The following is a 14,187-nucleotide window of genomic DNA, read 5'->3' as shown; positions in this document are numbered from 1 at the left end:
AAAATGCTGATTATTTTTTAATTTTTATACTATTCACAATATTAAATTTATGCAAACGTTCCCGGATTTATCTTAATGATTGTCTAACATGGTGTTAGTAATGGCGTCGCCTACACGAATTATTCCACCACCCTGATACAACAGGTTCTGTCCGAAATAAATATTCTTGTTTCTGGCACGGTAAGTACTGAGTGTTTTCAGGGGTTCTTTCCCTTTTACGCCGGTTTGCTGATCGATGGTAGTAATGGTACAGCGTGCGCAGGGTTTAACACCCAAAAATTGTATGTCGCCAATACTAAACTGTTTCATGTCATCTTCCTGAAACGGTAATCCTCCGGTAAATACGATATTGGGCCTGAAACGGTCCATCAGTAAAGGGGATGCTAACCTGCTGTTCAGGTCATCCAGAGAAGCCTGACCAATAATTAATAAAGGATATCCATCAGAAAAACTGGTAATTTCTTTATTATGTGCATACAATGCATCTACTTCCCGCTGTGTACTATCCGGCATATACACCAACCGGCAGGAAATATCCAGTTGTTCACTAAACCAGGCATCCGCTTCAGCACTTACACATTGGGCGGGGCAGCTATCGCTCCATACAGAAACCATCATAGTCTCTGTCGTTAAAGATTGAAAGGGGATCTGGTAAAAAGAATCTGCTATACCCGTATTTTGGACTAACAACCCATCCTCCAGCAGGCTTACTTTTAAAAAAGCCATGGCAGGTACTTCCCGTTGTGAGAGGAAACGGTTGTTTTCATCTACCAGCATCCACCTTCTGTCATATTCAAAACCGCGATCCGTCAGGGAAGCCGCAGGTAATGCTATTCCCCCTAATGATTTAACAGGATAAATATATAATTCGCTGACTGTAAGCATAGGCGCTAAGGTACGAAATTGTAAAAAGCGTATACTACAAATGATCTACATGATCATTAATTGTTACTGTTATATTCATTTTACAAAGTACTTCTTCTAATTTTATCCCTCAGAAAATCAAACAACTTCCGAGGCTAAGTCTGCTCGTATGGAACCAGATTTTCAATGATTATTAAAAGGAAATTATATGGAAGAAAACACTTTTAATGGTTCTCTGCGAATGCAAACTAAGGATGGAATTTGCCTTTTCAGAGCCAACCTGATGGTTGCTTTCTACGGTAAGCGTCCCTTTGCCGAGATGGTGGAAGGAGCAGCCTACTGCGTTGACCAATACCTGAAGATGATTCCGAAGGATGCCTTTTCGTGGTCACTGATTGGGAGTACGGCAGATACAAACACCCCCCTGGGTACCAAGGACATTGCCCGCTGCCGGGCCATGCTTACTGTGGCGACGGCAAAGCGAAAGGACATCCACTTTCGGCTGCATGGACATGATGCATGGGGTCCCGACTATAGCCTGATAGTTGGGGGACTAAAGCTGCCAAGCCAACGCGGTTTTCTGGACCAAACGAACGGGATCGAGTGTATGTTTCCTGTTGAGTTCCTGTCCTCATATGGCGAAGACGCGTTTGTTGCCATGGTGATGGACATGTTCGAGGCCTTACAATGTGACTCCGGTCATGCGGGGATCGCGCTGGTTCCCGGCGCTCCGGCCGATTTCACTGAGGCAGGTACTCACATCACGCCATGGCTGATGCGAAGCCACGGACTAGACATCGGGCTCACGATGTTTGTTGTCAATAAACTGGGGGATCGTTGCCGGGGCGCCCGCTGGCTGACTATGCTATCAAATAAGCTTATTGGTGAACTGGGCGGCCGCGATAAGTTGGCCGGCAAGCTAATCGAAGGTGTCACCGTCGTTCCCGGGGTGCATGGCCTGTTGATTCGTGCGGGTCACAGCCCGGAGATCGGCGACGTCGACTGCAACCAAACTACGCCCTTGCTGGCTTCAGTGGCACATGCGATAGAAAGTGTCACTCGTTTCCACAACAAAGGGATGTTGCAATTCTTCAACGATCCCGAGGAAATGTATCGCTGGGAACGCCGTTTCTGGTGATAGCCGACGATACCACCCCATGATACTCTTTTAAGCATTTCCCAGTGCTTTGTCCAACAGCATCTTTCCGGTCTCGCTATAAGTAAGGGACAAAGCAGCCTGTCTTCCCGTTTCACTCATTTTCCCCCAGGTTTTCTGCAGGATGTCTATCATTTTCTCCGCCGGCTGTTTATTTATAAGGTCATCATACTGAAATTCCAGGAACACCAGGCAAAGCGCATTCTCCATCGTTTGGACATCAGTATCCGTTTTAAGCTTTTTCTTCAATACAATTTCATTCACATGGGCAATGATGCCTGCCTCATATCCCAGTGACTCCAATATCTCTGTAGCCTTTTGTGCATGAAATTTCGACAGATCACTTCTCCATTTCAGATACCCTACCCTGCCTTCCGGGTAAGTTCTTCTGGCAATTTCCCATCTTCCTATATGCTGGCATCTTGAGGCAAGCAGAAGAGGTTCATTAGCTTCCGGATCAAGTTTTTTTACCCATTCATACAATTGGATGGCATAAAAATATTCAGATGGATAATGCTGTCCATCCCATATTATCTCCGAAGGGTCCTTTTTGTTATAAGTATCAAAAAGATGAAAAGCCTGTTCTATTCTTGTCATAAGCTCAAAGTTATTCTAATTAGTTAAACATCAAAAGAAAGCCTTTAAATCTAATATTTCCAATTACGAATGCTGCCTTGTTCAGTTAGCTCAAAGCTACATATTATTCTACTTCCCTCCGGTAATTGCTCACACCAGGCTTTTTTGTTATTCATTGAGCAGATAACATTAGTATAACATTAAACACTTAATTTCATTACCTGATCATTGAGTATAATTGTTACCATGTCTGCTAACTCTTCCCAAATATTATTTGATGAATTCTTTGCCAGAAACAACGAGAAAGTGTATCGTTTTGCCCTTAAGTTAACAGAAGATCATAATATGGCACAGGAAATTACCCAGCAATGTTTTATCCGGTTATGGGAGAATATTGATCAGGTAAACAACGAACGGGATATATTTCCCCTGTTATTCGTGTATGTCAAAAATCTGGTGATCGATAATTCCCGCCAATCTTACCGGGAGAAGAAAATGCTGGCAAAGGCAGCTTTGTCAAAACCGCCTGAAAAACAGGAAAATGATTTACCATTACTCATGAGGGAATATGAGCAAAAACTGGAAAAAGTGATTGAGAAAATGCCGGATCAACGTAAAACAGTATACCAGCTCAGCCGTAAGCTCGGCTATAGCCATAAAGAAATTGCGAGCAAACTATCTATCTCCCCTGCTACAGTGAAAAACCATTTGACCACTGCCTTACAATTCATCAGAAAGGAGTTATTAATGCATTACGATATTAAATCAGAATAGAAATCAATGTAAAGCTGGCCGGGTAAACGTATCAATTCTTCCAGGTGAAGACTTTAGCACAATATCCTTCAATATCGTTTTATTACCTGTTCCCAATAAGAGCAATCCTCCTTTAAACCGGGCATTAGCCGGCGCATATGAGAGTTGTATATGCTGCAAAATGCCAGAGCTGTCATCGGCAAAGTCTCCGCCATATGAAAGAAAGCCTGCTCCGGCAGGATCGTCGAATACTGTAACCGGACTTAATTGCGGCGCCTTTCCCAGCAGGATAATGCCACTACCGGGGGCTACTGTATCAAATGAAAAACAGATAGGGAAAACGGGAGTACCGGCAGCAACTATTTTAGCTCCGCGGGTTATTACAATGCCACCATTTTTTTTTGCCGGGAGCATATTGATCAATGTACCTGGTTCTATACGTAATGTGGCTTCATTGGCTACATACAGCCATCCTTTAATATACCATGGATGAGTATGGGTCAATAGTGTATTGGTGGTGATAGTACCGGATAACGTATCATTGACAGGAATTAATTCACTGTTCCAGGAAGAGTGGGTGGCTTCGGCATCTTTTTTACAGCTACTTATTATTAAAATTGCCAGGGATAGTAACCCAATAAGTTTTTTCATATGATGAATTTTTATATAGCCGTAAACGTAACGCCAATCTCACCTCCCTGATTATAAATTCTAAGGATATAATAGGTACCCGGTGTATCAGCAGTAGTAACAAAATAGGGGGATCCTGAAGGTGGTACCAACTCCTCACCTGTTACAGCATCTTTTAATGCTGTCAGATAGAAATACTGATTCCCATCAGCATCTGCAAAAGGCAGGTTTAATATCTTAGGGTACAATCGCCCTTTTTGCATATTCATGAGGGAATCCACCGGATCATATTCACCTGTTTCGAAATTTATTCTCACTAAGTAAAGGTTTACACTGGTAGATGGATAATCAGTATCTCCCAAATCATAAATAAACTGGAATGCGATGGAATCTGCTGCTACAGGCTGACTGGCCAAAAAACCTTTTATGCCAAGATCTTCACTAAAAGCTACTTTAAAATCAATTTGTTTATTCACAGGTACGGTGATAATCGTATCTGCAATCAGTGTATCTGTTGCATGTTTAAAAAGCGCCAGTTTACCAGGTTTGCCAGACTCCAGTACAAAAGAAGTAATTACACCGGCACCGTTTGTTTCACCAAGCCTGTGTCCTTCGAAATATACGTCTATCGAAGGTGAGTTAGGCAGATCTGCCACTGTAACACCTACTTTGCCATAGTATTTTGATACGGGCAATTCACCTTTACGACAACTTATTAAAGTAACTAATGTCAATACTATAAATAGAAAACGCATGAATATCATTTTTATAAGATAACGTATAGGGCATCTGCCCTATACGTTATCACTAAGTTTGATGATTAAAAGAGATTAGCGGTATCTAACCCATGAACCTGAAGGAACCCAGTTTACACCGCCAGCAAATGCACCAGCATTATAAGCTGGTGAAGAAGTCAATGGAATGAAAGCACTGGTACCAGCAGTACGGCTGAATGGGTTAACATACAACAGAGAAGATAACGTAGTGTAACCAAAGTTACCGGCAGCAGTAGCAAATGCCTGGAAATGTGTGGCACCACCTGCTGTGTTGAAAGTCTTATTACTTTCTGTTACAAATGGTTTAATAAAGCCATGTACGTACGTGTGTTTCACTGTAGAAGTACCGGCGAAGTATTTTGGATTTGTAGAGCCAAGTGCACTATCCAGAGACAGACCATAAGAGAATCCTAAGAAGATAGAACTATCTATTTCGAATTCTGCATTTCTGCGGAGATGTGCAGCGCGACCATAAACACCGGCACCGGAAGGTGGTCTGGTTGCCAGAGCAGCTTTAGCAGCATTTGGCAGACCAATCACGGTAAAGTGTTTGTACTTAGGATGCGTGATCGGTGTCAGAGAAGAACCGTTAGCATCGTTATCGCTTTCAAAACCATTTGACCAGCTGATATCAGCACGGGTAGTATCTTCAAGGCCCAGTGCATAATTGATGGAACCAGAGAAACCATTGTCGGTATCAAACATATCATCCAATGGATCTACTGCGATAAGGTGCGTTACATTCACAGTACCACCGAAAAATTCTATTGCATCATCATTTGCTTTGAAGATTTCTACAAAGTCGATCAATGTTCCGCTACCTACACCTGCCAGTGTAAGACCATTCAATTCCTGATCCTGTACGGCAGCATAACCAGCGTAATCGATACGTACATACTGAAGAATACCGGAGTTGTCTGCAGCAATATTACCACCATAGGTAACATTAGCTGGCGGTAACCCTACAATACCTTCTACAGTTGCACCATTGTTGTTAGCAGGAGCGTTACCCAGAATAGCAACACCAGACCAGTCACCTGATCTTGGAGCTTTTACACCGGTAGAATCCCAACGGGCAGAAGTAAAGATGATTGGACTTGCAGCAGTACCCTGTGCAAGAATTTTAGCACTGCGGGTAACGATCAGACCACCACCACGGATACCTCCAAGGGAAGTGTCGCCAACAGAACCTTCAACGCGGGTTCCTGCATCAATAATTAATACATCTAGAGAATCAACATACACCAGGCCACTCAGGGTCCATTCGCCACCATTCAGGCGGATAGAATCTCTGACAGTGTGTCCCGTTCCTAATACCCCTGAAAGAGTATGGGAAGCCGGGATAATGATCGTTGCACTAAGTGGTCTCAGGCCATTGTTAACATTCAGATCTTTTTTGCAGGAAGTAACAAAGATTGCAGACAGACCTAAAGAAATGGCTACCAGGGTTAAAATAAAGGGTTTCTTTTTCATTTTTTGTTTTTTCAAGGTTAAAAATGAATACCTGATCAGGGTATGTAAAATGGTACGCGTACGAACATCGAGTGTATACTGTCTTAAATAATTAGAATTTATAACTGAAACTCATACTGTAAGTCCTTCCTGGCCTTGCTTCGTAATCTATTTTATCTTTACCTGCCTGATACAATAATTCTTTGGTCGACGGATTATCTATCCGTGTTAAACCATCGCCATATATGTTAAAGTAAACTACCTGATAGCTATCCAGCAGGTTGGCTACATTAAATTTTATTTCACCTTTCTGCTTCAGCACACGTACTGCAATCTGTCCATCCAGTGCTGTTAAAGGACGCTCAAACAAAGACTGACTATAATCTGCCGACGGACGGAATAAACGGTTGCTGACATAATTATACACCAGGCTGAGTGATACAGGTTTGGTATCGTAATAGATGCCTGCATTCGCCATATAATTACTGGCGCCTGTTTGTGGCCTGCGTTGTGATGGCCCTACCTGTTCACGGGGAACTATTAACAATGGATTACCGGGATCTACTCCGTTGTAGTCAAGCGTCAGCGGTTTCACATGCGCACTCAGCAAAGTACCATTTGCATACAACGTGATATTACTGATAACAGGTATTTTGGTAAATGCTAAGGATTTCCGCATCTCTATTTCCACTCCTACATTCTTCGCTGATTTATTATTGGTAAGTGTATAAGAATTGTTGGTGCCATCTTTATAAATTTCCATCGGGTATTTTATATCCTTCTGAAAAACGGATAAAGACATCACCTCTCCTGCTCCCGGATACCATTCATATCTGATATCCAGATTACGGATGGGAGAAGATCTTACATAACCTGCTGTATAATTACCTCCCAGTTCAAAATCATACTCCTGGAAATAATTTAATTCGCGCAGGTCCGGACGTATAATACTTTGAGAATAGGCAAGTCTTATATTCATAGCCGGAGTAAGACTGTAAGTCAGGTTTGCTGATGGGAAAAACCGCAGGTTCGGTTCCTGATTTTTAATCAGTGAGAAATCATATTTCTCTGCATTTGGCCTGTCCCTGTTTATCATGGCAAAAACGTTCTCCAGCGCCTCATTCACTTTGTTGAGATTATAATATTCTGCCCTTACACCCCATACAAGACGAAACTTACCGATTTTATCATCCAGCATGATATAAGGAGCCATTAATGAAGCGGTACGATGAGAGTTATCTCCGTAATGACTGGGTTTGAAATCTACTCCGTTTTCAGCAGTAAAGGCTGTTGCCAGTGGCAGGTAATTCTGACCATCATTGCTGAATGAAGTACCCATGTTCAGTACATAAAATAAACGGTCCTTTGACCAGCCGGCAAAACCTGCTTTTAATGTATTGTTTGTATTGAAGAAGGCAAAAGGCACCGACAATGAAACATCCCAGTTGATATCCTTTTCCAGCGCACGGTTCCATGAGCGAAGTGCACCATAACTACTGGAAGGGAAGGCTGCATTCCGGATATTATAATTATTGACCTGTGTAGAATCTTTGATAGCGAAAGAACTTTCAAAATGGTTATCCGGCTTTTCACGGTCGAGGTGCAGGTAACTACCCATCCATTTTAATTTGATGCCCTTATTACCCAGTGTATGTTCCCCTTTCAGCTGATTGGTAAATAAAGAAGTTTGTGTGGTAAGATCAAAATAACCAAATTCCTGCTGATACATGCCAATCAATAATTGCTGTTCCAGGGTGCGGAGATACATACTCTGATAACTTACCATATTGCGCTTATCCTTGTAACCTATCCCTATCAGACCACCCAGATTTGTGGTAAAACCATAACGTTTACCGGTATATCCTAAAAAGCCAGCTTTAGGATCATCCAGACCTCCATCATAACCATTACGTGTCATCCTGATATCCTGGACAGCCAATGTATTGCGATAACTTACAGAAGCAATTGCCCCAAACTGGCCTCCGTTTTTAACAGGGAAAATATGTCCTATTGATAGTTGATAATTTTGTGATGGCTGTGCTTTGAACTTATACAACCCCCAGTTACTGCTGAGTGTTCCACCTTTACCATAAGCATCGAGTGCTTCGGTAATACTCCCCCAATTCAATTTGCCCATGAAATTCCGGTGTGATGATACCTGTCCCAGATATTCTTTTCCTTCCAGCTTTAAAGAGACAAAATCCTTTCCGGTTGTCTGATTATTTACCGAACCACCAACAGTAATGTTAAAAAAGTTGCTTGTCGGAACACTCAGGGTATTCACTTCTACCAGTCCGCCTCCAAATTCAGCGCTGTGATCAGGTGTTAATGTTTTAATGACTGTAACATTTTCAACAATGTTGGATGGTATAATATCGTAACTGAAGTTTTTGCGGTTTAATTCTGTGCTGGGCATTACCTGTCCGTCCAGTAATGACTGATTGTAACGCTCCCCTAACCCGCGTACGATAACATATTTATTTTCCATGGTCGCTAGTCCACTCACACGTTTCAGTACTTCACCGATATTCTTATCCGGGGTACGGCTGATTTGCTCTGCACTGATCCCATCCGTTACTGCTGCATTATTCTTTTGCAGTGCATACAATCCCTGTACGGATGCCTTACGATAGTTAGCGGTAACGGTTACTTCCCTTAACTGGGAGTTCGCAGCTCTTGCTAATAGTATATTTAATGGGGTATTTTCATTTTCATGTATTTTTACTTCTGTTACTTTCCTGCTTTCAAAAGAAATATAACTATAAGTAAGGGTATAGGTACCAGGTGACAGGGAGAGTTCATAAGTGCCATCAACCTTGCTGACCGTACCTTTGCTGCCATCTGCCTTAATAGTAACTCCCGGCAGCGGTTCATTTCTGCTATCTACTATTTTGCCTGTCACTTTACCATCTTTTACCTGTCGTCCTGTACGCAGGGAAATAGTATTGGCATCCGTTAATTCAATATCAAGTGGTGTATTTTCATCAAGATAATACAGTACATCCGCAATAGAATTACTATTAAAATGTGATGCGGTAACTTTGATTTTTTTCAGGTATTCCGGATCGTATATAAAAATATATTTCGTTTGTTGCTGTAAGGATTTTACGATACTGGCTGCATTGGTATCTCCTGTTTGCAACAGTACTTTATCTGAAAGTGTTTTGTAAGACTGGGCTACGGACACAGTGGGTAAAATCCCCCATACCAGCCAATGTTTTGACAATATTTTCCACCCACAAAATCGTTTGGCAATTTTTTGCATACTTTGTTTTTCTAGTTAAAAATGAGGATTGTTTCTAGTGGCTCTTAATGATATAGGTTTTACCCTCCCCTTGTATATACCTGAAGTTGTGTACATATTTCAGCGATTTCATGACTCTCTCCAGCGACATGCCCGAACTAAATTCCCCGGTGATCGTTTTACGCGCCAGCACACTATCTTCCAGCACAATGCGACATCCATACCGTTGCTGTAACCTGGCAAAGACATCCGCCATGCTTACATTATCAAGATTCATATTCCCGTTTTTCCAGTCTATTACATTCACTTCCCTGAAAGCGGTGATTTGCGGTGCCTTAGCGTCATGATATACCAGCATCTGACCAGGAGTCAATATCTGTCGGAAACCATCAGCGCTGGCTGCTATTACACGGCCCGATAAAAGGCTTATTTCTATCCCATGGTCTGCACGGTTACCTGTAGCGATATTAAAAGAGGTACCCAAAGCGATAGTCGTTACTGCGGCAGTATGCACCTGAAAGGCATGAGCTGCCTGTTGCGCTACTTCGAAATAAGCCTCCCCGTCCAGCCACAATTCCCGGTTATTTACACCATAACCGTTATTATATACAAGTTTTGAATAACTATTCAGCAAGACAACCGACCCATCTGGCATATGATAACGCTGTATGGCATTGTTCTGATTCGAAAGGGTGTCCCAGGTGACAGCCGCTACTTGCATCTTATCCTTGTTCCCGTTGTTCGACAACCACCAGCCTGTGCTGCTTATTATCAGTATCATCACTGCTGCTGCAATGCTATACCAGGTCCTCACAGGCATCCTCTTTACATCTCTGTCAATTTCCTGCCAGGTTTCCAGAAACAGGGCATCCAGTTCCGGAGTATCCCCGCTGGCAAGGTAGTCTTCCACGACTTGTTGCTCCGCTTCACTACATTTACCTTTGAAATATTTCCGCAACAAGGCCTTCATGTTCATTTGCTTAGTTTCATGTTAATGGATCTAACACAGAGAGTACGTTTCTCTACACAGGATATTCCTAGTTGAAAATGACAGTTAACAATTTGGTAATATATTGGACAAGTTTTTCTATTAGGTACCTTTAACCTGGTTTTTTAAACAATAAAAGAGGCCGTTTCAAAGAATGAAACGGCCTCTTTTATTGTTTAAAATGTTAAAAATCAATAATTTAATTGATCAGTATTTTTACAACACGAATTCTATAGCTGGTGGTCAATTAATTACCATTGAGTTTAAAACGAAATTCATTCGGACTCACACCAACCTCTTTTTTGAATAACTTTGAAAAGTAGGGCGGATTCTCAAAACCCAATGCATAGGCAATTTCTGAAACCGACTGATCTCCTCCTGTCAGCAGATTTTTTGCCGCTGAGATTAGGAACAAATGAATGAGGTCGATCGCTGTTTTACCGGTTTCCTGTTTCAGCAGATCGCTCAGATACCGTGGTGAAAGGTTGAGCTGTGATGCCATGTAGTTAACGCTTGGCAGTCCTTTTTCTTTCACAAAACCTTTCTCAAAATAATCGCTCAGTATTTCATTGAACTTCGATACGGTTTTGCCTGATAATTCAGTCCGGTTAATGAACTGTCTTTTATAAAAACGTCTGGCATATTTCAGCAGAGAATCAATGTGGGAGAGTATGATATCCCGGCTGTATTCATCCTGGTTGTTGTGGTATTCGATATCAATCTTATGGAACAATTCCCCGATGATCCCTTCTTCCTTCGGTGAAAGGTGTAATGCCTCATTCGTTTCATACTCAAAGAAGCTGTATTTCCTGATTTCATGGTGCAGTGGATGGCCGTTCAGAAAGTCTTCATGAAAATATATCAGGAATCCCTCTTCCTCCACTTCAATATCTTCCAGTGCCACGATCTGTCTTGGGCGCATAAAAAACATGGAGCCCAGGGCATGATCGTATTTCGTTTTGCCGTACGTTATGCTACCCGATATCATCTTTTTGAAACCGATCGTATAAAAGTCGCTCGTATGTTCGGCAACACTATTATTGCCATTTTTATGGTAGTCTGCATCACATTTGAGCACGCTGATAAGCGGGTTTTCCGGAGGAGGAAATCCATGGGAGCTATGAAGATCGCTGAGGTTTTTGAAATGATTCATTTGATTATTAAATGAGCAGAATCTATGTAATACACAGATCCTGCTTAATTTGTTTTAAATTATTTTCCGTGTGCTTCTACTGCCACATCCTGCCATTCTTCCCAGGTGGCAAGCCTGCCCTGATAAACCTGTTTTGTCAAAGATAATCCAATCTTCCCGAGGAAAAGCCTGAGCGGAGGCTGAGGGGAATCTACCAATTTAAAAATCGCTTTCACTGTAGATGCAGGAATCCCTAACATGTCTTCCGTGAAGCCAGATCGAAAAGCTGTTTTCACCTCATCATACTCCTTCATGGATTGGGCATGTACGGCTGAATCATTACTGAAGTCAGTTGCATAGGCGTTGGGTTCCACGATTGTTACGTTGATCCCGAAACCTTTCACTTCACCGGCAAGCGCTTCACTGAGTCCTTCCACAGCAAACTTGGAGGTACTGTAAACACCCATCACAGGGAACGGCACAACACCTAATACACTCGACAGCTGGATAATGTGTCCCTGGCCCTGTTCACGCATTACAGGTATTATCGCCTGGGTAAGCCATAATAAGCCTAACACATTTGTTTCAATCAGCTTACGGGCTTCCTCTTCAGCTGTTTCTTCAATAGCGCCGAAAAGTCCATAGCCTGCATTGTTGATCAGCACATCAATAGTGCCGAAATGTTCCTTTGCTTTTGTTACAGCGGCAAAACAACCTGCGCGACTGGTGACGTCCAGTTTTATTGGCAGCAAGGCTTCTCCGTATTCTTTCGCCAGATCTTTTAATGAATTGAGATCCCGCACGGTGGCGACTACTTTATCCCCACGTTTTAAAAATGCTTCTGTCCAGATCTTTCCGAATCCCCTGGATGCTCCTGTAATGAAAATAGTCTTTGACATTGTTATTTATTTTAACTGATGATGCAAAGCTACCGGAACAACCTTGTGTGCTGCTTATTCAAAAGTACGGAAGACTGATACATTTTTACGTTTGGGTGCTCATCCGGCGTAAAAATAATTTTGTAATTTGAAATCTCAAATATGGAAGCAGCAAAAAAGGATGTTAATAAGCAATTGAAGGAATTAAGGATCAATCAAGATCTGGGAGGGCTGGATACCCTGATTCAGAGCCTCTCTACAGATGATCTTCGCAAATATAAAACTGAATTGGTTGATACCTGTCTGAGTATGTTTGCTATCTGGTATTCATATCTGGTGTGTGATAAAATAAGAGAAGAAGACCGGGAGGGAGTTACTTCAGATCTTCTGGAGATCCTTTCATCGGCAGAAAAGATAGATCCGGAAAAGATCCATTATGAGGAGCGGGCTGAATGTTATGAATATCTTTCTGAGATAAAAAACGAAAAACTGCACTATATCCAGAAAGCCATTGATGAGTATAACAACGCTTTACGTAATCAGGGATCTGTTGAACTGAATGCCCGGCTTGCTCATGCTTTGTTAACTAGAATGTTGATTAATCAACAGTTTACAGACGATGAATTTATAGCAGTTTTGCAGTTGTTTCAACTCGCTTTTACAGCATATTCAGAATCGGTTTTCAGGTCCTTTTTCTATGCCTGTTTTCAGATCCTGCATTTCCCCTTTGACAGGAAACATTACTGGCATGCTCAGTTTTTTGATCAACTTACAGCCTCTCTCTCCAATTTTGTAAAAAAAGACCCTGTTATTTATCTGACATGGTCAGATGAGTTGAAAAGAATGCTGGATCATGATATTTCTCCTGCATACGCTGATGAACTGAATAAAAGGTCCATTGAATTACTGGAGCCATTAACAGACTATCAGACAAATGATACTTCGCTGTTGAATAGCTTAGGATCTGCTTTTGACAAGGCGGCTCAGCGGATGGAAACTGGTTCACTTCATTATTACCAGATTGCGCTGAATTATTTCATAAAAGGACAATCCATCAACCCGGCTGCCTGGACCTTTCCGGTATATGCAACAAATGTACAAATAGCAATGGCCCGCATTTATAAGCAGGAACATAATCAGGCTAAAGTTATTGAGCTGTTTGAAGCGGGAAAATCTATCTTTCTCATAACCTACGAATACGAAAAGGGGCTCACCTTAACGCTTCGCTGGGGAGAGTTTCTGATCGAATATGCGCGGCTGGCTTATAATTTCGATGCCCCTGATCTGCTGAAAGAAGCAGAGACCAGATTACTTATTGCCAAAGAACTGGGGGAGAATCATTACCGTACGCCTTATATAGCACTGGCCAAAGTGGCATTGAAAACCGGCGATCATCAGAAATGTCTTGATATTTTACGTGAGTGTAAATTCGTGTTTACTACTCAATACTACGAGTATGATTTCGAAGATGTTTTAGGGGATGAGGATTTTAAGGAAGTATGGGAGATATTATTTAGTTAAGCTCCGTATATATAACATAATAAGCTCTGAAGCCCCCGTGTTTGTAGCCAACACATAATCGCTAATATCAGAAGGGAACTCCTGCGAAGTTTAGCTTAAATGACATTGAATCTTTTACCATTTCCTGCCATAATAATTTTCATTATATCTTAATGTATTGCTAATCAGTAATAAAAAGTATTGAAATTTTAGCTACTACTAATAACCTACTGATATT

12 protein-coding genes are annotated in these 14,187 nt (G+C 41.8%); 3 read left to right on the top strand and 9 right to left on the bottom strand.

The features are described from left to right. Positions 1–72: 72 nt before the first annotated feature. A complete protein-coding gene (locus BMW86_RS28180) occupies positions 73–885 on the bottom strand; it encodes an MOSC domain-containing protein (protein ID WP_089786532.1) in 813 nt (270 codons plus the stop codon). A gap of 187 nt (positions 886–1,072) precedes the next feature. Here BMW86_RS28180 and BMW86_RS28175 point away from each other — a divergent pair, with 187 nt between their 5' ends. Continuing rightward, positions 1,073–2,002 carry a type VI immunity family protein gene (locus BMW86_RS28175; RefSeq protein WP_089786530.1) on the top strand — a complete coding sequence of 310 codons (930 nt, stop codon included), beginning with the start codon at positions 1,073–1,075 and terminating at the stop codon, positions 2,000–2,002. A 30-nt stretch (positions 2,003–2,032) separates the two neighbouring features. On the opposite strand, the gene BMW86_RS28170 is transcribed toward BMW86_RS28175, so the two are convergent. Further along, on the bottom strand, positions 2,033–2,617 hold the full coding sequence (locus tag BMW86_RS28170; RefSeq protein WP_089786528.1) for a DUF4202 domain-containing protein: 585 nt from the start codon (positions 2,615–2,617) through the stop codon (positions 2,033–2,035). A gap of 225 nt (positions 2,618–2,842) precedes the next feature. Here BMW86_RS28170 and BMW86_RS28165 point away from each other — a divergent pair, with 225 nt between their 5' ends. After that, positions 2,843–3,370 (top strand): RNA polymerase sigma factor, encoded by a 528-nt coding sequence (locus BMW86_RS28165; protein WP_089786526.1) that lies wholly within the window; start codon positions 2,843–2,845, stop codon positions 3,368–3,370. Between the two features lie 3 nt (positions 3,371–3,373). Here BMW86_RS28165 and BMW86_RS28160 read toward each other — a convergent pair whose 3' ends face one another. The 7 genes from BMW86_RS28160 to BMW86_RS28130 form a co-directional block, all read right to left on the bottom strand. Further along, complete coding sequence (locus BMW86_RS28160) at positions 3,374–4,000, bottom strand: hypothetical protein (protein WP_089786523.1); 627 nt, start codon at positions 3,998–4,000, stop codon at positions 3,374–3,376. Positions 4,001–4,011: 11 nt separating this feature from the next. Continuing rightward, the gene (locus tag BMW86_RS28155; RefSeq protein ID WP_143056719.1) at positions 4,012–4,734 is read right to left on the bottom strand and encodes a hypothetical protein; all 723 of its coding nucleotides are present in this window, start codon (positions 4,732–4,734) and stop codon (positions 4,012–4,014) included. 75 nt (positions 4,735–4,809) lie between these two features. After that, positions 4,810–6,228 (bottom strand): hypothetical protein, encoded by a 1,419-nt coding sequence (locus BMW86_RS28150; protein ID WP_089786520.1) that lies wholly within the window; start codon positions 6,226–6,228, stop codon positions 4,810–4,812. A 91-nt stretch (positions 6,229–6,319) separates the two neighbouring features. Further along, complete coding sequence (locus BMW86_RS28145) at positions 6,320–9,472, bottom strand: TonB-dependent receptor (protein ID WP_089786518.1); 3,153 nt, start codon at positions 9,470–9,472, stop codon at positions 6,320–6,322. A 34-nt stretch (positions 9,473–9,506) separates the two neighbouring features. After that, entirely contained in the window at positions 9,507–10,427 is a 921-nt protein-coding gene (locus BMW86_RS28140; RefSeq protein ID WP_089786516.1) for a FecR family protein, read from the bottom strand. Between the two features lie 259 nt (positions 10,428–10,686). Then, the gene (locus tag BMW86_RS28135) at positions 10,687–11,592 is read right to left on the bottom strand and encodes a helix-turn-helix domain-containing protein (protein ID WP_089786514.1); all 906 of its coding nucleotides are present in this window, start codon (positions 11,590–11,592) and stop codon (positions 10,687–10,689) included. Positions 11,593–11,651: 59 nt separating this feature from the next. Continuing rightward, positions 11,652–12,470: an SDR family NAD(P)-dependent oxidoreductase gene (locus BMW86_RS28130; protein ID WP_089786511.1), complete on the bottom strand. Its 819-nt coding sequence runs from the start codon at positions 12,468–12,470 to the stop codon at positions 11,652–11,654. A 141-nt stretch (positions 12,471–12,611) separates the two neighbouring features. On the opposite strand from BMW86_RS28130, the gene BMW86_RS28125 reads away from it, so the two are divergent. Further along, entirely contained in the window at positions 12,612–13,970 is a 1,359-nt protein-coding gene (locus BMW86_RS28125; protein ID WP_089786509.1) for a hypothetical protein, read from the top strand. Positions 13,971–14,187: the final 217 nt, after the last annotated feature.

This window comes from Chitinophaga sp. YR573 (assembly GCF_900110995.1).
Classification (GTDB): domain Bacteria; phylum Bacteroidota; class Bacteroidia; order Chitinophagales; family Chitinophagaceae; genus Chitinophaga.
This window is presented reverse-complemented; position numbering and strand designations above follow the sequence as displayed.

Bases quoted from the DNA above. Each gene is read 5' to 3' on its own strand.
- BMW86_RS28180 (WP_089786532.1), bottom strand. From the start codon at position 885: ATGCTTACAGTCAGCGAATTATATATTTATCCTGTTAAATCATTAGGG.
- BMW86_RS28175 (WP_089786530.1), top strand. From the start codon at position 1,073: ATGGAAGAAAACACTTTTAATGGTTCTCTGCGAATGCAAACTAAGGAT.
- BMW86_RS28170 (WP_089786528.1), bottom strand. From the start codon at position 2,617: ATGACAAGAATAGAACAGGCTTTTCATCTTTTTGATACTTATAACAAA.
- BMW86_RS28165 (WP_089786526.1), top strand. From the start codon at position 2,843: ATGTCTGCTAACTCTTCCCAAATATTATTTGATGAATTCTTTGCCAGA.
- BMW86_RS28160 (WP_089786523.1), bottom strand. From the start codon at position 4,000: ATGAAAAAACTTATTGGGTTACTATCCCTGGCAATTTTAATAATAAGT.
- BMW86_RS28155 (WP_143056719.1), bottom strand. From the start codon at position 4,734: ATGCGTTTTCTATTTATAGTATTGACATTAGTTACTTTAATAAGTTGT.
- BMW86_RS28150 (WP_089786520.1), bottom strand. From the start codon at position 6,228: ATGAAAAAGAAACCCTTTATTTTAACCCTGGTAGCCATTTCTTTAGGT.
- BMW86_RS28145 (WP_089786518.1), bottom strand. From the start codon at position 9,472: ATGCAAAAAATTGCCAAACGATTTTGTGGGTGGAAAATATTGTCAAAA.
- BMW86_RS28140 (WP_089786516.1), bottom strand. From the start codon at position 10,427: ATGAACATGAAGGCCTTGTTGCGGAAATATTTCAAAGGTAAATGTAGT.
- BMW86_RS28135 (WP_089786514.1), bottom strand. From the start codon at position 11,592: ATGAATCATTTCAAAAACCTCAGCGATCTTCATAGCTCCCATGGATTT.
- BMW86_RS28130 (WP_089786511.1), bottom strand. From the start codon at position 12,470: ATGTCAAAGACTATTTTCATTACAGGAGCATCCAGGGGATTCGGAAAG.
- BMW86_RS28125 (WP_089786509.1), top strand. From the start codon at position 12,612: ATGGAAGCAGCAAAAAAGGATGTTAATAAGCAATTGAAGGAATTAAGG.